Annotated in this window: 20 protein-coding genes; 11 read left to right on the top strand and 9 right to left on the bottom strand. The window is 40.5% G+C overall.

Features of this window, described 5'->3' with window-relative positions:
• Positions 1-465 precede the first annotated feature (465 nt).
• The gene (locus PR709_RS18090) at positions 466-1,848 is read left to right on the top strand and encodes an SPOR domain-containing protein (protein ID WP_272571078.1); all 1,383 of its coding nucleotides are present in this window, start codon (positions 466-468) and stop codon (positions 1,846-1,848) included.
• Positions 1,849-1,875: 27 nt separating this feature from the next.
• On the opposite strand, the gene PR709_RS18085 is transcribed toward PR709_RS18090, so the two are convergent.
• The 4 genes from PR709_RS18085 to PR709_RS18070 form a co-directional block, all read right to left on the bottom strand.
• Positions 1,876-2,220 (bottom strand): thioredoxin family protein, encoded by a 345-nt coding sequence (locus PR709_RS18085; RefSeq protein ID WP_223854657.1) that lies wholly within the window; start codon positions 2,218-2,220, stop codon positions 1,876-1,878.
• 15 nt (positions 2,221-2,235) lie between these two features.
• Positions 2,236-2,685 carry a hypothetical protein gene (locus PR709_RS18080; protein ID WP_014657395.1) on the bottom strand — a complete coding sequence of 150 codons (450 nt, stop codon included), beginning with the start codon at positions 2,683-2,685 and terminating at the stop codon, positions 2,236-2,238.
• Positions 2,686-3,280: 595 nt separating this feature from the next.
• Positions 3,281-3,577 (bottom strand): DUF2645 family protein, encoded by a 297-nt coding sequence (locus tag PR709_RS18075; RefSeq protein ID WP_014657396.1) that lies wholly within the window; start codon positions 3,575-3,577, stop codon positions 3,281-3,283.
• A 196-nt stretch (positions 3,578-3,773) separates the two neighbouring features.
• Entirely contained in the window at positions 3,774-4,115 is a 342-nt protein-coding gene (locus PR709_RS18070) for a DUF5713 family protein (protein WP_272571077.1), read from the bottom strand.
• A gap of 713 nt (positions 4,116-4,828) precedes the next feature.
• On the opposite strand from PR709_RS18070, the gene PR709_RS18065 reads away from it, so the two are divergent.
• From PR709_RS18065 to PR709_RS18050, 4 genes are read left to right on the top strand one after another with little or no spacing between them, the layout of a single operon-like run.
• On the top strand, positions 4,829-5,797 hold the full coding sequence (locus PR709_RS18065) for a siderophore ABC transporter substrate-binding protein (protein WP_004917406.1): 969 nt from the start codon (positions 4,829-4,831) through the stop codon (positions 5,795-5,797).
• Positions 5,798-5,800: 3 nt separating this feature from the next.
• A complete protein-coding gene (locus tag PR709_RS18060; protein ID WP_004917404.1) occupies positions 5,801-6,763 on the top strand; it encodes an ABC transporter permease in 963 nt (320 codons plus the stop codon).
• Positions 6,750-7,733 (top strand): iron chelate uptake ABC transporter family permease subunit, encoded by a 984-nt coding sequence (locus PR709_RS18055; RefSeq protein WP_004917402.1) that lies wholly within the window; start codon positions 6,750-6,752, stop codon positions 7,731-7,733. The genes PR709_RS18060 and PR709_RS18055 overlap by 14 nt, the downstream gene beginning before the upstream one ends.
• 1 nt (position 7,734) lies before the next feature.
• The gene (locus tag PR709_RS18050; RefSeq protein WP_004917400.1) at positions 7,735-8,490 is read left to right on the top strand and encodes an iron ABC transporter ATP-binding protein; all 756 of its coding nucleotides are present in this window, start codon (positions 7,735-7,737) and stop codon (positions 8,488-8,490) included.
• A gap of 185 nt (positions 8,491-8,675) precedes the next feature.
• Here the strand turns inward: PR709_RS18050 and PR709_RS18045 are convergent, their stop codons facing one another.
• The 3 genes from PR709_RS18045 to PR709_RS18035 all read right to left on the bottom strand — a co-directional run bounded on the left by PR709_RS18045 (position 8,676) and on the right by PR709_RS18035 (position 12,660).
• Positions 8,676-10,097: an NAD(P)/FAD-dependent oxidoreductase gene (locus PR709_RS18045; protein WP_004917397.1), complete on the bottom strand. Its 1,422-nt coding sequence runs from the start codon at positions 10,095-10,097 to the stop codon at positions 8,676-8,678.
• Positions 10,098-11,151: 1,054 nt separating this feature from the next.
• On the bottom strand, positions 11,152-11,589 hold the full coding sequence (locus tag PR709_RS18040; protein WP_004917394.1) for a helix-turn-helix domain-containing protein: 438 nt from the start codon (positions 11,587-11,589) through the stop codon (positions 11,152-11,154).
• Positions 11,590-12,012: 423 nt separating this feature from the next.
• The gene (locus PR709_RS18035) at positions 12,013-12,660 is read right to left on the bottom strand and encodes a DUF1028 domain-containing protein (protein ID WP_004917392.1); all 648 of its coding nucleotides are present in this window, start codon (positions 12,658-12,660) and stop codon (positions 12,013-12,015) included.
• 150 nt (positions 12,661-12,810) lie between these two features.
• Between PR709_RS18035 and PR709_RS18030 the strand changes: the two genes are divergently transcribed.
• The gene (locus tag PR709_RS18030) at positions 12,811-14,370 is read left to right on the top strand and encodes an ABC transporter substrate-binding protein (protein WP_004917390.1); all 1,560 of its coding nucleotides are present in this window, start codon (positions 12,811-12,813) and stop codon (positions 14,368-14,370) included.
• Here the strand turns inward: PR709_RS18030 and PR709_RS18025 are convergent.
• Positions 14,367-14,546 (bottom strand): hypothetical protein, encoded by a 180-nt coding sequence (locus tag PR709_RS18025; protein ID WP_172955137.1) that lies wholly within the window; start codon positions 14,544-14,546, stop codon positions 14,367-14,369. The two genes, PR709_RS18030 and PR709_RS18025, sit on opposite strands and share 4 nt — an antisense overlap.
• Here PR709_RS18025 and PR709_RS18020 point away from each other — a divergent pair.
• Genes PR709_RS18020 through PR709_RS18000 form a run of 5 tightly spaced genes read left to right on the top strand, consistent with a single transcriptional unit; the run spans position 14,467 to position 19,883 of the window.
• A complete protein-coding gene (locus PR709_RS18020; protein WP_014657400.1) occupies positions 14,467-15,414 on the top strand; it encodes an ABC transporter permease in 948 nt (315 codons plus the stop codon). The two genes, PR709_RS18025 and PR709_RS18020, sit on opposite strands and share 80 nt — an antisense overlap.
• On the top strand, positions 15,411-17,213 hold the full coding sequence (locus PR709_RS18015) for a dipeptide/oligopeptide/nickel ABC transporter permease/ATP-binding protein (RefSeq protein WP_072502728.1): 1,803 nt from the start codon (positions 15,411-15,413) through the stop codon (positions 17,211-17,213). The genes PR709_RS18020 and PR709_RS18015 overlap by 4 nt, the downstream gene beginning before the upstream one ends.
• The gene (locus tag PR709_RS18010) at positions 17,210-18,004 is read left to right on the top strand and encodes an ABC transporter ATP-binding protein (protein ID WP_004917382.1); all 795 of its coding nucleotides are present in this window, start codon (positions 17,210-17,212) and stop codon (positions 18,002-18,004) included. Before PR709_RS18015 ends, PR709_RS18010 begins: the two co-directional genes overlap by 4 nt.
• Positions 18,005-18,058: 54 nt before the next feature.
• Positions 18,059-18,829 (top strand): FadR/GntR family transcriptional regulator, encoded by a 771-nt coding sequence (locus tag PR709_RS18005; RefSeq protein ID WP_041705166.1) that lies wholly within the window; start codon positions 18,059-18,061, stop codon positions 18,827-18,829.
• Between the two features lie 4 nt (positions 18,830-18,833).
• Positions 18,834-19,883, top strand: coding sequence for an osmoprotectant NAGGN system M42 family peptidase (locus PR709_RS18000; protein WP_014657402.1), 1,050 nt, complete (start codon positions 18,834-18,836; stop codon positions 19,881-19,883).
• 74 nt (positions 19,884-19,957) lie between these two features.
• Here PR709_RS18000 and PR709_RS17995 read toward each other — a convergent pair whose 3' ends face one another.
• A complete protein-coding gene (locus PR709_RS17995) occupies positions 19,958-21,280 on the bottom strand; it encodes an MFS transporter (RefSeq protein WP_004917375.1) in 1,323 nt (440 codons plus the stop codon).
• Between the last annotated feature and the right edge of the window lie 986 nt (positions 21,281-22,266).

Here is a 22,266-nt window from a genome sequence, read left to right as displayed (position 1 = left end):
GCTTCAGTATGGGGTGAAGGTCATTAGTAAGGATATAATCGAAATGGATACTCCCATGATGGTAAAATGCTTATTTATGCGGGCTAGGAACGAGTTCAGTCTCCCCGCTGTAACGGATTAAAAAGGAATAATGAATTAGAACATGATATCTGCCAGTGTTTACCAAAATTGAGCTATCTGATCATTATTAATTTAACACTGACTCAAGCTTAGACAGTGATTTTTAACCATGGGTGACTTAAAAAATTTAAATTAACGAGGAATAATCCATTGAGTCTACTCACTGCGATTAACTGGCATTATTTTTTGGTGTATTAACAATGAAACGTACAAATGGTGTTTGGTATAAATTGGTTTTAAATTCCCCTTATTTACCAGACCGGCCTTAGATTTGAAAGATAGTGCTTAATTTTATTATCAAAGTGCATTCCATTTATTTTTATATTACCTATTTGGAATTATTTCATGTTTATATCACAGCATCATTGTAGTATCGCTAAATTCGCTATTCTATCTACTGTTTTTGCAGGAGCAGTAGTGTGTCAGTCTGTTGCACAAGCACAGCGTACACCCGTTGAAATTATTCATGATATGGGCGTGCAATTAATTAACGGTGATGGCGTTCCGGTCGATTTAATTAAAGGCCGTTATTATATCCATCAATCAGCTATACGAGGATATCCCCTCGGGCAGCTTCATCTAGGGATTTTATTTTATTTTGGTGATGGCGGCGTACAAAATACCGCTTGCGCGCAATGGTGGTTAGAAAAAGCATTACAGGCGGAAGGGGAAGTGCATGACATTGCAAAGGATTTTCTTTCTGACATTCAAAAAGAAACTGCAATGTCATCGTCTCGTGTGCTCATGACAGTGCCAGATCAAAAGCTGTGTCAGCAGTTACCTAAAATAGCAAATGACCATATTGGAGTGCATCCCTTTAAGTTAGAGCCAAAGCCAGAATCGAAAATTGATCTTGTATTACTGCAAAAGGCTATCATTTCAGTGCCCATATTTGACCCTACTATCCAATCGTTAAAAAGGAACCAATTTCAGACAAAAATTGCAGCTATTCCTAGCTTAAGCCATGTTATTCGTAGCAGTATTGAAATCTATGATGACGCACTAAATGGCTTATCAAAGAAATGGATATTACTTTCACGCCATATTTTAAATAATCAGGTGTCAGTAGAACAAATAAACCCGGTTGGTATTGTTAATCACTCCCCTGAAAAAACAGAACAAGTTACATCGGCTATCCCGTTATCACCTGAGCAACAAGGTGAGCTTGCCAAACATGCAACTGTACCAATGGCTCCATCAATAGAAGGATCAGCAAACGTTAAAGAGAAAGTTGCTGATTCATTGAATTCTGAAGTTTCTGAAAAAAGGGTTGATACAAAGCTAGCTAAATTGGCGTCTACGCTATCTAATTTGCCTAAGGATGGAATATTCCATTTTAGAATTGAACTGAAGGAAACCGTGGTTAAAGAGGAGGCGGCATCTGGAATGGAGAAAACGGTTGAAGTAGCCAAGAAGCCTTCGTCAGACATGAAACCTATGTATAATTTAGGAGGCGATCCTCGCACTGCATCCCCTCGGCATTACACATTGCAGATTGGTAGTGCCAGTTCACCAGCTGGTCTCTATGAACATGCGCGCCGCCATAAATTGTCAAATTATTTAGTGTATGAAACCGTTCGTCATGGTCGCCAATGGTATGTATTGGTTTATGGTGAATTCTCTAATATAGCTTCTGCAAAACGAGCATTGAAAAATTTACCCTCGGCAATTCAACGTGATAAGCCGTGGGTACGTAGTTTACGGCATGTTCAATCAGAACTTCATTAATGTATCGTGGGGCCTTAGGGGAGGTAATTAATCAATGGGGAGAGCAGACCGTATCTTTGTTATGGCATGCTGTAGTGAGACTTCCCCAGCCACGATAGCAACCAAACGTGAGTCGTTAAATAATGCGATTGAAGGCACCGATTTAATACCATACATCGGTGCTAGAGTAGGTGATTGAGCGATGTCAACGATGCCAAAATTAATGGCTGAGCTATCCAAATATAGAGGGAGTTGCTCAAAGATCGGTTGCATATTTTTACAAGGCTGGCACCAAGAGGCAGAAAAATAAATAATAGCTATCTGCCCTTGTTGTTCTGGATTAAAAAGCGCTTCTGTAAAACTTTGTTGATCGAGGTGTTTTATTATTGGCATAGTGTGAGCCATTATTTAATCATCACTTGGCAAATCGAAAATATGTTCATGAAGGTTATCAACAATGGTATTTGGCAAACAAGAGATAGAAGTAAGTAATTTATCTTTTTGATATACATCCACATGAGCGATATGCTTTGAGTCTAAATAGGAAGAGGAAACGGTATAGGTATAGTCGCCATTTCGAAAATCAACCTCATAGATTTTTCCATTGAATCTATCTCCCTTAGGGGTGAGATAACGTGCAGCTAATTGTTCAGGCTTTCTTACCATAGTGATATCAGGTTTTTGATTAAGTTTGCCGAATTGATAAATGTACTGACCATTTGCTAGGCTGATATTAACCTTTTTTTGGTTTTTATTCACACACTGGAATACTGTGACTGTGTGGGTATTGGCAAGGCCGATTGGGGAAAATAGGCTAGCCGATAGGATACAAAGCAGTATATGACGATAATTGGTCATAGTGATTTCCTAATGCACTTGTTATTTAACGCCATATCTTACATGGCTATTTATGAAATAATGAACCGAATATAGTGGTTATTTGCGATATATCACATAAGAGAATCAATCAACGGATACAGCACCTTTGGATTACACCATCGATAGAAACTCAAGCTTAGTAAAATTAACAACCTAAGAAGTGATAGCTTAATAACCGCTCATGGAGAGAAGAAAAAGGATGATGCTATCACTTTGATGAAGTATTATGTTTTTTGAGCTTTTTTCCTTTTTACAATTTGATTACGTCTTTTCCATTTACGCATCTCTGTTTCGAAGTTGAATTTTTTGTATTTTCATACGCCATTATCTTATAAAGCATTGAGTGTTTTTAAGACGTAACCATATTTTGGGATTTAAAAAAGAAATGTTAAAAACAAACCCAAAGGAATAGGAATTTTCAGGGTGACTGGGTGATTGTGCCTGAGCATGGCTTTGATGAGCTTTGGTTGGGAGCGGCGGGCTGTTTTAGTCAATTAACTCATTTTTTAATATAATGGTCATGGCGAGGGTAAACAGGCAGTACCCATATCGTATATACAATGTTTAACGGTACCTAAAATGGCATGCAGAGATTAAATCTCAGGAAAAAGGACCAATAGATATAAAAGCCAGCAATCAAAATACATAAATAGCGTATTTTCTTATTTCTAATTATAAATAATGGCACTAGCAACGGTAAAATAACCAACATTGGCTCTAGTGTATATCTTCCTCCCATGGGTAACTGACATAAGTTTGTTATTTCACTCTCCCCAATCATCCATTCATAATCGGATATAGAAAAAACCGTTATCATCATGCATAAGAAAAACATATAAATGATAATTATTGTATTATATATGTATTTCATATAAATCAGATTCCTATAATCCTTTTTATGTAAAACACTACAAGTTTCTCATGTGGCGTTTTATCGCTTCTTCACTTTCATTTAGCCATTTTTACTTGGCGAGAGCCAAGAAGAGTCTATGGAGCAGGGCGGCTGCTCTATGAACAGCCTAATGCGGTGACCAATATTAGTTGGCCACGGTATGATTGTTATTTAATTACCACTCCCGTGTTGCAATCAGCTCCTCCGGATCTGCATCTAAAAAGCCGTATGCCCGAGCAATCAAGTAAAATGATTCGCCGATAGCATCACGGGCAACCGTTTCAATCTCACTGCCCGCCTCTTCAAAGGCATCTTGCAAATCGTTAAATTCTTCCGTTGACTGCTGTGTCAGCACATACAACTCCGTCAGTCCGTTCGGTGGATTGTTTTCCAGTGCCTCACACAATCGCAGAAGAATGGCCTCACCCTGCTTCACCAGATGATCAGGAAAATAGCTGTCATCATACATTTCACCTAATAAACGGAGCTTCAAAACGTCTGGGTTGGTTACGGGCATTTTTATTCCTTTTGAAAGCGTTATCCTAAAAACAAATTAATGCGGAGATATATTGTAGTGGCACACTGAATGAGAAGCGAGTTGACCAATTGAATAACGTGAGGGCGGTAGGCTTTTGCACGGTCTAATAATAGCGCGGTACCTATTTCCGTGTTTTGGGTTTGAAAAAATCAGCAATAGGCACTGTCAATAACACATTTTACAATGTTTGAATGTTTATTTGCGATTATTGCTATTTGGCGTTTGTTTCTGCTAGGGAAAATGCACTTTTAAACGAATGAGTAACATAATTTTTATCTTTTCTAGCTAACGACTTTGCTGGGTGCTATTTCTGTGGTGTCTGTGGTGGCATCAGTGCACTACCCAATATGCCTGTTTCTCTTAGGTTCCTCTCTTCTTTCGTATCTTATGATGGTAAAACCAAACACAATAGCATGAAAGCCTTTGCGTGCTAGGGGGCAAGATCTATTTTAGGAATTTGTGCGTTTGCTACCATTTCTTTTGAATGCAAATGTAAACTAATATCATTTGTACTAAGTACAAGGTAAGATAGCGCTATTATTTGTGCTATGGGTGGAGTCGGTGGCAGCGCTATGGGTTCTTTTTATGAAGCTGCTAGCCGCGCTGAGCATTGATGCGTTTACCAAATCGGGTAGATTTATCGGGCTTAAAGCGACAACTCACATTATTTAGAGATAGATGGAGGAAATTGGATGTTTGTAAAATCACTAACTTCAGGGCTCGTCTTAGTGTCAGCCTTAGTATTGGCTGGTTGTGATCAATCTAAAGAAAAGGCAGAAACTTCTGCACCGGCAGAGAAACAAACGATCACTATCGAGCACGCTCAAGGTAAAACAGAAGTTCCTCGCCATCCTGAAAAAGTGTTTGTTATGAGTATGGAAACACTGGATATTATGGATGCCTTAGGCGCCCCAGTCGCTGGCCTACCAAAAACAAACGTTCAATTACCTGAATTTTTATCTAAGTATAACTCCCCGGATTACATCAACGCAGGCACACTATTTGAACCTGCTTATGAAGTGCTGAGCAATGCACAACCTGACTTAATTTTAGCTGGTAGCCGCGCTCGCGACGCATACGACAAACTCAGTGCTGTTGCGCCAACTATCTCAATGGATATTGATAATAAACGCTTTATTGATAGCTTAACTGAACGCACAACTGAATTAGGTATGCTATTCGGTAAGGAAGAACAAGCTAAAAAGCTGGTTTCTGATTTCAAAGAAAAAATTGCTCAAATCAAACAAAAAACACCAACCGCAGGTAAAGCGATGGTGATCTTAGTGAGTGGCGGTAAGATCTCTGCTTATGGTCCAGGCTCACGTTTTGGCTTCATCTTTGATGAATTGGGCTTTGAGCCTGCTTATGTCTTCACTGAAGATACAGGCAGACATGGCAACATTGTTAACGCAGAATTGCTAGTCAAACTGAATCCAGATTGGTTGTTTGTCATTGACCGTGATAGCGCAATTGGCCGCACAGATGCTCAGCCAGCAGCCCAAGTTTTAGACAATGCGTTAGTAAGAAAAACATCGGCATGGAATAAACAACAAGTGACTTATCTTGATCCGTCTGCTGTTTACATCGCTGGTGGCATTCAAACTTATTCTCAGTTAATGGATGATGTTAATAACGCATTAGAAAAAAACCAAACAAACTAATCAATGAAAACGCTTTATCTTTTTTTTGGAATTATCGCCTTATTGGTATTAGCGGTGATGAGTTTGTTTATTGGAGCGGGTGACGTGTCACCCGTTTCACTTTTCACCGATCCAGAGATGCAAGACATCTTTTTTATCAGTCGTATTCCTCGAACTATTTCCTTGATCCTAGCAGGCAGCGCTATGAGTGTTGCTGGGCTTATCATGCAGCTCCTAACCCAAAACCGTTTTGTTGAGCCCTCGTTGGCGGGAACAACACAGTCAGCGAGTTTGGGCTTATTATTTGTGATGATACTGTTCCCTACCGCCGATATTATGACCAAAATGGTAGTGGCAAGCGGGTTTGCATTGCTGGGTACAATGCTGTTTATGATGCTGTTGCGCAGGGTTATCTTAAAATCAGCGCTGATTGTGCCGCTGGTCGGCATAATGTTAGGAGCCGTTATTAGCGCACTGACAATCTTTACCGCGTATTCATTTGACCTGCTACAGTCATTAAGTGCTTGGATGAGCGGGGATTTTTCTAGCATCATTCAGGGGCGTTATGAGCTTTTATGGCTAGTCGGTTTACTCACATTACTTGCTTGTTGGATTGCGGATAGTTTCACGGTTGCGGGTATGGGGCGTGAGTTTGCCATCAACGTGGGGCTAAATTACCGTAAGGTAATGACAATTGGTTTATCGATTATTGCACTGATAAGCGGGGTTGTTGTTGTCGTTGTCGGAGCATTGCCATTCTTAGGACTGATTATCCCGAATCTCATTAGTTTAATTATGGGAGACAATATTCGTAAAACGCTGCCATGGATCTGTATTGCTGGCGGAGGGTTAGTTTTACTCTGTGATATTGTCGGTCGCTTAGTCCGTTATCCATTCGAAATACCTGCAAGTGTGATTTTAGGTGTTATTGGCGCCATTATTTTCCTTTTTTTACTGTTGAAGCAGCAGCGTTATGCAAAAAGTTAATGCATCAGTGGTGTTACCCAAAAAAGGGATGACACCATTACAAAGAATATGGCTATTACTGGGGCTGTCGGTTATAGCTATTACACTTTTTATGACTATCAATCTTGGCAATAACCTTGCTTATATTTTGCCACACCGAGGTTATATGGTGCTGACGATGATTCTGGTCGCTTTTGCTTCTGGAGTCTCGACCGTTCTTTTTCAGACCATAGCCAATAATAAGATATTGACGCCCTCTATTATGGGTTTAGAGGCGTTATTTATTTTATTACAGTCAATCTTTGTGTTTTATACCGATAGCTTCCCTGCATCTTGGTTGCTCAATATTGGGAAGTTTTTGCTAGAGTCATCGCTACTCGTTCTATTCTCCGTATTACTTTATCGCTGGTTGTTTGTTTCAGCTAAGTTGAATATCAACCTCGTTTTGATGGTTGGTATTATTCTTGGTACGTTATTTAAAAGTACGGCGACGTTACTACAGCGGTTGATGGATCCGAATGAATTCTCAATTCTACAAAGTCGTATGTTTGCGACTTTTACACGAGCGACCCCTGAGCTGATCTTCTTTACTTTAGCAATTACGCTAGTCGTTGGTATTTTGCTGTGGCGTATGCGCTATTGTTTCGATGTTTTAGCTCTCGGTCAGGCAAATGCGATCAATTTAGGAATTAACTATCGCCATAAAGTGACGGTGATTTTATTACTGATATCGATATTAGTGGCGGTATCGACAGCATTAGTAGGGCCATTAACTTTCTTAGGGTTAATGGTGGCGAACCTTGCTTATTTTATTAGTGGTAGTAGTCAGCACCGTTATCTGTTGCCCGTCTCTTTCTTATTAGGAGTGATTGCGCTTATTGGAGGGCAATTGATCCTTGATTACGGCTTGAACATGGCGGGTACGCTATCTGTTGTGATTGAGTTTATCGGCGGCATATTCTTTATTTATATGGTGTTAAGAAGGTTTTAGTATGATTGAAATTAATCAGATATCGAAAAGTTATCAGGATACTAAGGTCTTAGATAACATCACAACAACGATTAAAAATAGTGGTATTACATCGATTATTGGGCCTAATGGAGCAGGTAAGTCGACGCTTTTATCAATCATTGGGCGCTTATTAATGGCCGATTCTGGGCATGTGAAGGTTAATGAGCTAGATGTTGTAAAAACGCCAAGTGATAAGCTAGCGACTTATTTGTCAGTGTTGCGACAAGAAAACCAGTTCGCAAGTCGATTAACCGTTGAAGAGTTAGTTGGTTTTGGTCGCTATCCTTATACAAAAGGGCGTTTAACCCTTGATGACAAAAAGAAAATCGATGAGTCACTCGAATTCTTAAATTTATCTAACTTGCGTCATCGTTATTTGGATGAGCTATCAGGTGGTCAACGGCAAAGAGCCTATGTGGCGATGGTTTTATGTCAAGACACTGAATATGTGCTGTTAGATGAACCACTCAACAACCTTGATATGAAGCACGCGGTCATTATGATGAAATTGCTGCGTCGCGCGGCAGACGAGTTAGGCAAAACGATTATTTTGGTGATCCACGATATCAATTTTGCCTCTGTCTACTCCGACCATATTATCGCTATGCGAGCAGGGAAGTTAGTTTATCATGGGGCGCCTAATGACATTATGAAGGTCGATATTATCGAAGATATCTTTGATACTCCTATTGAGATTAAATCTGTCGATAATAAATTGATAGCGATGTATTACTAAACGAAGTCATTTTATTTTTATAAAAAAATAGCCTCTATTGCTTGTTAGCATAGAGGCTATTTTATTGAGCTATATATCAAACGCAGTAGCAAAGCTACAAACCATTCACGCGCCATTCCAATCACTCTTCACCTAATTAGCATAAGTGAAGAGTGCATCCAAATCCTGCGTAAAAGCGTTTTATATTACTCGCTAAAACGAGAAAGTCTGTATGGACGTGGATCGATGATAGGCTTAGTATCCATCAATAGATCAGCAGTCAACTGTCCAGATGCTGGACTTTCTGTCATACCCCAACCTGTTGCAGTGTTGATAACAAGGCCAGGGTATTGTTCGATTTTCGAAATGATTGGGATCTCATCGTCAGTTGGGCTAACAGTGCCGCCCCAACGCTCAACCACTTTAGAGTCTTTAAACACAGGGAATTCATTTCTAAGTCTTTCTAGAACGCCATCCAAGTGCTCATTGTTTGGTGTGTTAGTTGCGGTACGGAACTCTTCAAATGGCGTTTTCTCATCCAGCTTCCATGAGGTTGCCATGGTGAAGGAGTTAAAGAGATCTTTACCGATTGAGAATTCTAATGGCAGCTCTCCGCCTCCGAGTAGGTGTAAAAAGCGAGGGCCTAGCAGGAAGCTATCTTTAACGATAGAACTGGTAAAGATACGTGGTGCTACCGCATAAGTACCATCAGCTTGTTCACGGAAGTGAATACCGTTTGGTAGATGCACGTTACCTCTCGGTGCACCAGGCACGCCAGTAATACGCTGTTGAGAGAGGTAAACGTTCAGTGTAGGAACATCAACGCCTAGGTTACCCATAAATAGGCGAGACCAGATACCACCAGTCAGCACTACGTTAGAAGTTTTGATGGAACCTTTTTCGGTCACAACGTCGGAAATCTTACCGCCAGCGGTTTCTATGCCCCTTACTGCACAGTTGGTATAGATGCGGATCCCGATTGATTTGGCGTAGTTAGCCATGGTTGGTGTAACCACTTCTGGGTCGAGACTACCTGCGTCTTCTTCAAATCCACCGATTTTCCATGGAGTTTGTGCATTAGGTAAGCGTTTTGCCAGCTCTTCACCTTCGATCATGCGAGTTCTTAAAGGTGTATCAAAACCTGGGTTTTCTGCTGTCTTTTTGATCCACTCTCTGGTGAGTTCTAGATCTTTTTCGCTAGAAGGAACTTCAACACGGCCTTGAATGCGGTAACTTGTATCAGCACCGATTTTTTCATTCATGCCAGTCCATAAAATTTTTCCATAGTGGTGTAATGGAAAAATTTCTGGGGAAGTTTTGTAGCTAATAATTTGGCTATAAGCACGGCCTGATTGTTCGCCGCCTACAACGCCTTTTTCACAAATAACAACGTTCATCCCCCTTTCGGTGAGATTAATTGCAGTCATAATACCTTGAAGGCCTGCACCGATAATAACGGCATCAGCGGATTTTGGTAATGCACCTTCTGTGCCTGCTACAGCAGGAACACGAGATTTGGTGGACTCAAACCGACCTTCTCTGCGGATCATTGGAACAACCGCAGCACCACCTGCGAGAACACCCGCAGCACCGACCCCTAAAAGTAGTTTTCTTCTCGAGATTTTCATCTATAACCTCAATAATAACCTTAGTTTTTATATAGTAAATAATTACAATTTAAGATAATCATATTATCATATTTCATGATGTTGTTAACTATGGTTAATATTTGTTAACAAAAGTAAGAGAAATGTGAATATTCATAATCAGAAATAATCAAGCCTGTAAGGGGTTTGCGAGCTATTTTAATAAAATTCAATCTTTTTAAGAGGGCAGAAAATAAAGTGAAATGTCAGATAATGTGTACAGTGATTTTTTAATCAACTTAGATGCGGTGGATATTTGTTTCGTAGAGTGAGTAATTAGCAAAAATACTAGAATGAGCCAAGTGTTAAACAATGCTATATTGTGTGGTTAATAAGGGTAGGAGAATGAAATATCCGATTTTATGAGGGTTGGTGGTTATCCTTCTTTTTACTCTTGAAAGGTTAAATAGATAAAATACGTATTAGTTTAAAAACATTTAATTAAATATCTAAATGTTTGTGTTTTTTATATTGTCGTTTTTTTGAACTAAATTCTCAATTTTTTCAGTAACAGGAAAATTCGTAGCGTCTTTTTAGGTTTACACTATTTTAAAATAAAGTTGAAAAAATATATTTTGTTATTGAAACGCCTATTAGGAATATATTTTACCTCTGATTTATCATTAAAAAACATGAAGATATGTTTATCTTTGTGTCTGTTGATAAAATAGTCAAAGACGAATTCTTATCCAGTTTAACCCTTTCAATAACGACTGTTACTAATAATAATCCTAAATTTGTTTATTTTTTTAGTCACACATAGTGGTAAAAGTAAAATATACGACTAAGCTGGTTAAAGTGTTATCTAAATAAGTAATCCTTACAATAAATCAGGTTTTTTATTTAGGCAACAGTTTGAGTTATCTATTTTTTAACCAATTGGCATACATAGTTTGTGCTTATTATCATCATGCCAGAAAAATCATGGATTAAAAGTTTGGCGAACCCAGTGGGAAATGACAATTAATTTACTTAGGTAGAAGTGCTTATTTAGTATAAACCTCTATTATTGGAGTGTAATTTATTATAGGGCGATTTATTCCTTTTTAGAATTAACTCTCTTTATTTTGGCGCCATTGAGTGGCTTGAGCTGGACGGAATAGGTCTCTAAATTTTTTCTATTGTGATTGGAATAACGTATTTCATCGCGTGTTGCGCTATTTTTATCTTTAATAAAGTGTCTGATATATTGGCTGAGTGATGGTGGTGTGGCGGGAGCAGGCTCTTTATTATTGCTACCGTTCGCGTATTCGTGGAAAATTTTTTGTATAAAACTTGCGCCATCAATCTCCAAGATCAATAGAAATTTATACAGTAAATCAATTGTGAGTGGCGTTATCCCGTTTTCATAGCGAGAAATTTGTTGCTGGCTGATCCCCATTAATTTGGCTAATTCTTTGCCCGTGATTTTCTTCTCCTTTCTTGCCTTGCGTAAAAAGTAACCCGATAGTGTACTGAGTTTGTTTTCTTCCATTATTTAGTTTTCTACTCATCGCCTCTATTTGGGCGCTACTATAACGAGTCTGCTGTAGGTGTAAAAATGTTTATACCTAATAAACAGTGATTTTTGATAGTTTATAACTATTGTTATGTTTGTTTTTATTGGAAATGCTGATTTATACTATTGGTATTCACGTAAATTTTTTGAAAATTGAGAGCTTAAACCTATGAAAACATCGTCATTTTAAGAAGGTTATTTTATTTATAATTCGAATTATGACGTAAAAAGAGTAAATGTGTTTACTAATTTGTTCTATTTGAAATAGTTAATTGTCGCCTAAAATGTTTCATTTTGTTACATTCTGTCAAAGGTTTGACGGCTATTTTAGAGATAATTTCATATTATGAGTATTAATTTCCTAAGTTGAATTACGTAATTGCTGTTAAGTGAAGCTGATTATTCATTTCCAGTGGGAATTTGTGCGAAGAAATCGGCGTAGTCGCTTGAGCATATTTGATGCAGAATAACGTTTAAGTCAGATAAAGGTTGTTGTGACCAATCAGCGCGAATATCAATATCTGCATATTGGCGACGGTGCCATATTTTGAGTGCCGCTGAACGAATTCCTCGATAATCACCTCCCGCTTTTTCACCCGCTTTCATTGCCATTAATAGCCTATTTGCTAGCGCTAACTCTGAGTATTTATGGTAGGTATCGTATAGCGCGTGTAAAACATGCTCTCCTGCGAGCATATTACCTGCAATTGCTAAATTGGTTTCAGATAAGCCACCACACCAAGGTAAACATGCCTGTCCTGTCCAATGCGCACTGGTGCCTTGTTTATCAATAATGATCAATTGCCTTAATGTGGGGGCGGCATCTTTTTTAAGCAAAACATCTAAACAGGTTTTAGCTGGCATAGCCTCTCGAAGGAATTCAACTCCGGTTATACCTGCCATGGGGTTGGTCATGGCTTGTGTGGCAATCGCACCATGATAACTTGCCCCATGGAGAACTAATGCCCCTACTGCGGGACCACCTGTTGCGGTTATTGCTCCAATTTCCCCCGTTTTTGCACAACGAGCGACGATAGAAAAAGTCATTTTACACCTCATAAATTAGACACCGATCAAATTTATCATTATAAATTATTGCGAGAAAGTTAATTTATCATCATAAATAAAGAAAAAGAGAATAATTTTAACAAAATTGACACATATCACAGCATCGTCACCACACCAGGGAGAACAAATATGGGCATGTGTTTACGCAGATGGGTAGCCACAGTTTCACTTCTCTTCGCTTTTTCATTTCCGCTATGGGGCGATGAAAACAGCCATGTATTGTTATTAGGGCAAGTGGCTGAACCGCAATCATTAGATCCTCAGGTGGCGACGGCTGCCAATGATTCACGGATCTTGGTGAATATTTATGAGGGGTTGGTGCGCAATTCTGATGGTTCATTAAAGCTTGAGCCTGCACTGGCCGAATCATGGAATGTGAGTGAGGATGGACTGACTTACACATTTCATTTACGCAAAGGGGTTCGCTTTCATGATGGATCACCATTAGATGCACAAGCGGTTAAGTTTACGTTCGAACGTATGCTTAATCGTGAGCATCCTTACTATCATACAGGGCCTTTTCCTTTATCATTTTTCTTTTCTGTTATCGACAACATTGAAACGCCCGATAACGCCACGGTGATCTTCCGGTTAAAAGAGCCGTTTGCTCCTTTTTTATCCAATCTTGCAACCCCCGCAGGTTTGATTGTCTCGCCAACCGCCGTTAAACAATACGATAAAAATTTTGGTCGCCATCCAAGTGGGACAGGGCCTTTTAAATTTACCGAGTGGACGGCGAATCAGCGTGTTGTTGTGGAAGCCAATGATCAGTACTGGGGAGGGCGACCGTCACTGCAATATGTGGTTTTTCGCCCAATAACTGACGCTAATACTCGCGTGGCTGAAATGCTGTCGGGAGGGATTGATGCGATGGTTGAAGTGCCCGCGGATAATGTACCACTGTTTGCCTCTGATAAACGTTTTCACTTGTATCAAGCAACAGGCCCGCATGTTTGGTATGGCATGTTGAATGCATCACGTCCACCATTTGACGATGTGCGTGTCAGGCAAGCCGTGAATTACGCAGTCAACAAACAGAATATCGTTAAATATATCCTTCAAGGCTCCGCAGATGTTGCACAGGGGCCAATCCCTTCAGCTTTCGATTGGGCGTTTGATCCTGAAACGGAGGCTTACCCTTACGATCCTCAAAAAGCGCGTGAATTGATTAAAGCGGCGGGAGCAGAAGGGCAAAAAATTATTTTTTATGTCACAGAGGGAGGATCTGGCATGTTGGATCCGATCCCGATGGCGACAGCGATTCAGGCCGACCTAAAGGCCGTTGGGCTGTCAGTTGAAATACAGACTTTTGAGTGGAATACCTATTTATCAAAGGTGAATTCAGGGCTTAAACAAGCACATATGGCGGAAATGGCATGGATGACGAACGATCCTGACACCTTACCCTTTTTGACGCTGCACTCTGGATCATGGCCAGAGAAAGGGGGATTTAATTCTGGCTATTACGCGAATAAACAACTCGATAGCTTATTAGATAAGGCAAGAGTAACAAACGATATGGCTGAGAGGGCACGGCTTTATCGGCAGGTACAAAAGAGAGTTCACCAAGATGCGCCATGGCTGTTTGTGGCAAATTGGAAGCAAAATGCGGTCGCCAGTGCGCGGATCAGTAATTTTAAATTACAGCCAAATTTTAATTTATTGCTTAAAGACGTTCATAAAGATTAACGGATCAATTGGCTTAATTTCACGGCATAACAAAGTAGCGAGCCTTTACTCGGCATTACAACGGTTACGACGGGAAGATTTACTGGGGAAGAACCTATGTGGCTATATTGTGTTAAACGAATTTTAGCGACGATACCCATTTTAATTGGGCTCACGCTTATCGTATTTTTCATCATGGCGTTGATCCCTGGTGACCCCGCTCAAGCACTGCTCGGGCCATGGGCAACACCAGAGAATGTGGCGCGGGTAAAACAGGAACTTGGTTTAGATAAGCCGCTATATCAACAATATTTTATCTGGATAAGTAATTTATTGCAGGGGGATTTTGGGCGCTCATTCGTACTCAATCGTCCTGTCACTGACGAGGTATTAGAACGTTTTTCAGCCACCTTAATTCTTGGGGGCAGTGCGCTGTTGCTCAGCTCTGTTTTAGGGTTGCTGGCAGGCATTATTTCGGCGATCCGTCAGTTTAGCTGGAGTGACAAAATGATCACGCTAGCCGTGTTACTGGGCATTTCGATGCCATCGTTTTGGATCGGCCTATTGATGATCATGCTGTTTGCGGTACAACTGCAATGGTTTCCTGCGTCAGGGATGTATTCGATTTGGCAAGGCGGTGGGTTCGGCGACTTATTGCACCATCTTGTTCTGCCAGCAGTGACGCTCTCTTTAGTTGCGACAGGGGTCATTGCTCGATTAACTCGTACTGCGATGTTAGAGGTCTTGCGCTTAGATTTTATTCGTACAGCTCGAGCAAAAGGACTTAGCGAACGCAAAGTTATTTTTCGTCATGCTTTTCGTATGGCGCTCGTGTCAGTGATCCCCGTTATTGGGATTCAAGCTGGTTTTGTTCTAGGCGGTGCTGTCTATATCGAAACCGTATTCCAGTGGCCGGGGCTAGGTGCCATGTTGGTCAAAGCGGTTGCGACACGTGATCTCTTTTTAGTGCAGGGCGGTGTTTTAATTGCAGCAGCAGCCTATGTATTTATTAATTTGTTTGCTGATTTGATGCAGGCACTTTTGGATCCGAGGTTAAAATCATGAGCCAAATTACTACACCGGTTATCCAGCCACGTTATCGCCAATCGGCTTGGTCTTTGTTAATGACTAATCGTTTAGCTGCATTAGGGCTAGCGATCTTATTGGTCATCATGTTGTCAGCATTACTAGCACCTTGGCTGCCACTGCCTGATCCCGATAATACGGATCTCATTAATCGATTATTACCTGTTTTTTCTTCGGGTCATGTGTTGGGAACCGACCATCTTGGGCGTGATATCTTGTCACGGTTATTATGGGGAACACGGGTATCACTGCTTGTGGGGATCTCTGCGACGTTAATTGCAGCCGTATTAGGTACGCTAATTGGCTTAATTGCCGGCTATGTTGGGCAGCGAACTGATACCCTATTGATGCGTTGCATCGATATGTTAATGGCTTTTCCTTATATTTTACTGGCATTGGCGATTGTCGCTGTACTTGGGCCGGGCTTACTTAATGCGTTATACGCGATAGCTTTGGTTAATATTCCCTTCTTTGCACGTAATATTCGAGGGCTAACAGTAGGCTTGCGCGATCGTGATTTTATTCAGGCGGCAAGGTTATCAGGTAAAAACCATATTCAAGTTCTATTAACGGAAGTTTTACCGAATGTATTGCCTATTATTGTCGTGACTATGTCAACCACGATAGGGTGGATGATTTTGGAAACGGCGGGGTTGTCGTTTTTAGGGTTAGGAACACAGCCGCCGAATGCCGACTTAGGATCAATGCTAGGGCAAGGTAGAGCACAGATGTTCGTGGCGCCCCATGTTGCATTAGTGCCCGGCATTATGATTTTTCTTATCGTCATTAGCTTTAATTTATTAGGTGATGGCATTCGCGATTTACTTGATCCAAGACTCAAATCAGGGGCTTTGCATCGCTCGCAACCAGTGACAGAAACCGCACGTATTGATATTCCAGCACGTACGGAAGGCAGCAAGGCGGTGTTAGAAGTGAAGTCACTGTGTGTTGGTTTTCGTCAAGGGCCTCTATTGCGCCCAACGGTTAAAAATATCAGTTTTTCAGTGGCGCGTGGTGAGTGTTTAGGGCTGATAGGGGAAAGTGGCTCTGGTAAAAGTGTTACAGCACTGTCCATTATGGGGCTATTAGCTTCCCCGCCAGCGGTGATCACCGGTGGTGGGATCTATGTTAATGAAGAAGAGATGTTGTCATTATCTCTATCGGCGCTACAGCAACGCCGTGGCGCTAGAGTCTCTTATATTTTTCAAGATCCGTTGACGACACTGCATCCACAGTTTTCGATAGGTGCACAATTACAAGAGGCGATCACCGCTCACCAATCCCTTTCCGATCAACAAGCGAAGAATAAGGCGATTGAGTTACTTGAGAGTGTTGGTATTCCATCAGCAAAAGAGAGTTATCACGCTTATCCCCATCAACTTTCTGGAGGGCAACGCCAACGTGTTGGGATTGCCATGGCTCTTGCGAATGATCCGGTGTTAATTATTGCCGATGAGCCGACAACGGCACTGGATGTCACTGTACAGGCACGCATTTTAGAATTACTCAATAAGTTACGTCGTGAAAGAGGGGTTGCGCTACTTTTTATTACCCATGACTTTGCGGTGATTAACCAAATTTGTGATCGGGTGGCGGTGATGCAGCAAGGCCAAATTGTAGAAACGGGCGCAACACAAACGGTACTTCATCAGCCACAGCACCCTTATACGCGTCGCTTGATTGCCAGTGTGCCAAAACTGGGAGAAGGAAAAGCATTTCTTACCCATGTTGCAGATATTTATAGCGCTAAGCCAGACGCGGTGCAGGAGGTGTCATGAATAAGGTCATTGAAGTCAATCAATTGGTAAAAACGTTTGGTCGCCCACCTAACCTTTTTCATCCAACAAGTAGAGAAGTTAAAGCCCTAAAAAACATCTCAATAGATCTTTATGAAGGTGAAACATTGGCGATCGTTGGGGAAAGCGGTTCGGGGAAAAGTACTCTTGCCCGTATTTTAGTTGGATTGGAGCAGGAAACATCAGGGGAGATCCGCATATTGGGAAAAAACCGTTCTCAGTGGCAAAAACAAGGAGCACGAGCCTTCGGTCAAGCTATCCAATATGTTTTCCAAGATCCTGTTGCATCATTGAACCCACGTAAAACGATCGGAGAAACCTTATCCGTACCTTTAAAGTACCTTAAGCAGATGAATAAATCTGAACAAACCCATAGATTACATGAGTTACTCGAGGCCGTAAGTATGCCATTGGATGCGCTGGCATGCTATCCACATGAGTTTTCGGGTGGGCAAGCTCAGCGTTTAGCGATTGCACGAGCATTGGCAGCCGATGCACAGATCCTCGTTCTCGATGAGCCTGTTAGCGCATTGGACGTTTCGGTACAGGCGCAAGTGTTGTTGTTGCTACAAGAGCTAAAAACACAATTTTCGTTATCTTACTTATTTATAAGTCATGATTTAGCCGTCGTTGAATCAATTGCTGACAGAGTGGCCGTGCTCTATTTAGGTGATTTGCTAGAATGTCAGGAAACTCATCGTTTATTTGCTGCCCCTGAACAGAGTTATACCCAGAATTTATTGACCAGCGCGCCAAGGCTCTCTTTTGAGTAAAAGGCGAGTGTGGAGATGAAAAATAGAACAACAGACGACGGCCGGAAGAAAAATATGAACACAGAGAAACAGCCGATGACAGAAACAGGACGAATTAAACGCACGGATGAAATTGTGAATGCGATTAAAGAATCGATCATGGCGGATAATTTAATGCCAGGTGATCGACTGCCACAAGAGAAAGATCTAATAGAGCGTTATAGCGCCAGTAAAAGCACCGTTCGAGAAGCTTTAAAATCGCTAGAAGTCCAAGGGTTGATAAAAACGAAAACGGGGCCTGGTGGCGGTGCATTTATTGATTCTATGACAGAAGCGCGAGCGATGAGTTTACTGTCTAATTATTTGTTTACACGGAATATTTCGATAAAAGACATTTATACCTTACGTAAATTATTAGAGCCTGTGGTGGCAGTTAGCGCTATCGACAATATGGATAATGAAGGTTTTCAAAAACTGTATGACACGATAGCGATTTATGATCATGAGCCAGTTGATGAAGCCGAACGTTGGCAGCAGCGGATGGCCGAATTGGATTTTCACGCTGTTGTTGCGAGCTACTCTGATAACGTACTTTTAGTGTTTATCTGTCATTTTCTTCAACGGTTGCTTAAGGATTTGGCGATTTGCAAAGACATCTACCTAAAGCCTGAACCTGTCGATCGTCGACAAGGGATTGACTATCAATATCAACTTATTGACGCCATGCGCCGTAAAGATGCTCCTAGAGTGAAAGCGATTATGGAAGCGCATATGGCGTATGCGGAACAAGCCATGCTGGCCTTGCAAGCAACCTTACAAGAACGATTTTTAAGTGAAGACAGGTAATGACATGATTGATCAAGATTATCTTAAATCTGTATTAAAGACGCTATTACAAACGCCTAGCCCTGTAGGTATGACAGAGAATGCCGTAGCGCAGACTCATCAATGGCTCGCAGAATTAGGTTTTCAACCGCAATACACCCGCCGAGGTGTGCTACATATTACGTTAGGCAATGGTGAGCCCAAAAGGGCACTAGCGGCACACTTAGATACTCTCGGTGCAATGGTGACACAATTAAAGCCGAATGGGCGATTGGCACTACGTAACACGGGAACATGGGCCGCACGTTTCGCTGAAGGAGCGAGAGTCACAGTATTTTGTGACAACAACCAATATCGGGGAACTATTCTGCCGTTAAAAGCATCGGGGCACCGTTTTAATACTGAAGTGGATACCCAGATTGCCGATTGGGATAACCTTGAAATCCGCCTTGATGCACCTTGTTATAACCATGCTGATTTATTAGCACATGGCTTTAATGTAGGGGATATGGTTGCAGTCGATGCACAGCCTGAGTTTATTGATAATGGTTTTATCGTCTCTCGCCATCTTGATGATAAAGCGGGCTGTGCAGTGTTATTAGCTGCATTGAAATCGCTGGTGGATGATAAAGTACTGCCTGAAGTGGCTTGCCAAATCATGTTTACTATTTCAGAGGAAGTCGGTATTGGGGGAACGCATGGCTTTGGTGCTGAAGTACAAGAACTGTTAGCCATTGATAACTCGGTGTCGGCTCCCGATCAAACAACGCGGGATGATGCGTTAACATTGGCATTTCGTGATAGAACAGGTCCATTTGATTTAGCTATCACACGCCACCTACTTAAGCTGTGCCAACAGTATGATATTCCTCATGTGAGAGATACCTTTAAACACTACCGCTCAGACAGTGCCGCTGCCGTCGATGCAGGGTGGGATATCCGCGTGGCATTGGCTTGTTTTGCACTGGATAGCTCACATGGTTGGGAAAGAACGCACGTTGATTCACTGGTTGCATTAGCCACCTTGGTCAGACGTTATATTGAAAGTGATTTAGTGCCATTACCAGGGCAGTAATGGATTTAGGTAAAAAACGTCAAGGATTTGAAGCGACCCCCAATGATTGGGGGTCTTTTGATTGTATAAGTTAATTAATGGCGGTCATTTAAATACTCAGGCTCTTTAGGCAGCTGGAAGCAGCAAAATAAGCAGATACACAATACAACCATGACATAGATAAAAAAGGCGTTTTCTGCGCCGCTGGCTTTAAATTGTAGTGCAACAGAGGGAGCCGAGCCGCCAAAAATAGCATTCCCTATCGCATATGAGACCCCAACACCTAACGCTCGTAAATGAGGCGGGAACATTTCAGCTTTTACTAGCCCACTAATAGAAGTGTAAAAACTTAACAGCATCATTAAGAAAATCAGTAATAAGGCGATAATGATAGGAGACTGAGCAAAATAACGCATGCCAATCACCATCACTGGGTAGATAAATAGCAGCATGGATAGCGTGAAGGTAATCATTGCTGCTCGGCGGCCAATTTTATCAGAAATAATGCCGAACACAGGTTGAGACAGCATGAACACAAAGAGTGATACGGTCATAATGTAACCAACCACTTTGCTATCAATACCGATGTTTGTGAGATAGGTCTTTGAGTAAACGGTTATAATATAAAAGCAGAGAGAACCTGCGGCAGTATAACCAACGACTAAAAAGAAAGATTTCCAATGCTGTTTTAGAAGAGCGATTAAAGAACCTGACTCTTTTGCTTCTGATGCTTCATTACTTAAGGTTTCATCAAGGCGTTTTCGAGCAATTAATGAGACTATCGCTGCAATCCCCCCAATGACAAAAGGAATACGCCAAGCACCATCCTGTAGCTGTTGTTCAGTGAGAAACGCTAATAAAATAACACTGAGCAAGCTTGCTAATAACTGCCCTCCGGATAATGTGACATATTGGAATGAAGCAAAAAAGCCCCGTTGTCCTTTAAGGCCGAGTTCACTCATATAGGTTGCGACGGCACCATATTCGCCACCGACAGATAAGCCTTGCAACAAGCGCACGAGTAGCAATAACAATGGTGCAAACATCCCGACTTGCTCATAAGTTGGCAAGGCGGCAAACAAGAAAGAACTAAACCCCATCAAATAAATGGATGCGACCATCGAACGCTTTCGACCATGGCGATCAGCAATCCGACCAAATAGCCAACTACCAATTGGACGCATAAAGAAACTTGCAGCAAACACCCCCCAGACATAGATAGATTGCGTCAGTGGATCCATATTTTGCGGAGTAAGCGCTTTAGTAAAATAGGCAGCAAAAACAGCGTAGATATAGAAATCAAACCATTCCACTAGGTTACCAGAAGCTGCTCCAACAATTCCTCGAATGCATTTTGATCTTGCATTGGCATCTAGCGTTGCATCCGTTCTTTTTACATTATCTTGAGATATTTCCAATTTATCACCACCGCAATATTAGTTAACAATAATTCAACAAATAGCGGTATTTACTTAGTGAGTCAATATTTGACGGTAATGTAAATTAAATATTGAGATCGATATCCTGTTTTTCATGTCATTTTTAGATAACTAACAACACTAAATGTTTTGACTAACTGAGTGTTTTATATGAGTTTTTTTACTTTTTAGCTTATTTGTTACATGCGCTTTATCTTTATTCGGAATACTCGTAAATAAAAATAATTTCATGCTAAGAATATGCGTAAAAATATCATATTAGACGTCATTTTAAATATAAAAAGTAACGTATTTAGATTAAAAAAATAAATGTATTATCGATGATAGGAGAGGAATTATTGAATATTCACTGTTCTGTTTCGATATTGCCATTTAATTTTTTATTTTATTGAAACAGCTAATCTGCATACGAAAAATATCATAATATATTGAAATAAATGATTTTTTAAGATGTTTGCATTCAATGTGCCATCAGCCAAATAGAGTTGGTTTATCGAAAACTCAAATAAATACTAATAATTATCATTTTAGTTTATTATTTATTTATAAAGTTTATATTATGTATTTTATCATGATAGATATGAATAATCGGTATTTTTATTAACATTATTAGTTTAATTTTTTTGTTAATTATTCTTTAACTTAATATAGACGTTTTGTTTTTAGGTATAATTCACTAAAAATATTATTTGATAAATAAAGCTATCGATATTTAATTCTGATTTCATCTATCAATTTATCATAAAAATTCATCAGTATATACTGCTGTACATATCGGTAATGTTATAAATTATTTATATTTTCAATAGGTTAGTTTGGTTAATAACGTGAGTTATTAGTCTGTTTATTGATGTAAAACAATCTCTTAATTTGATGGGTTGTTATCATTAAATTATCAAAATCTTATTTTTCACCCATGTGATTAATCGTGTCTATTACTGGCAGTACACACCTTAAATATATTT

This window comes from Providencia sp. PROV267 (genome assembly GCF_028477825.1).
Taxonomy (GTDB): domain Bacteria; phylum Pseudomonadota; class Gammaproteobacteria; order Enterobacterales; family Enterobacteriaceae; genus Providencia; species Providencia stuartii.
This window is presented reverse-complemented; position numbering and strand designations above follow the sequence as displayed.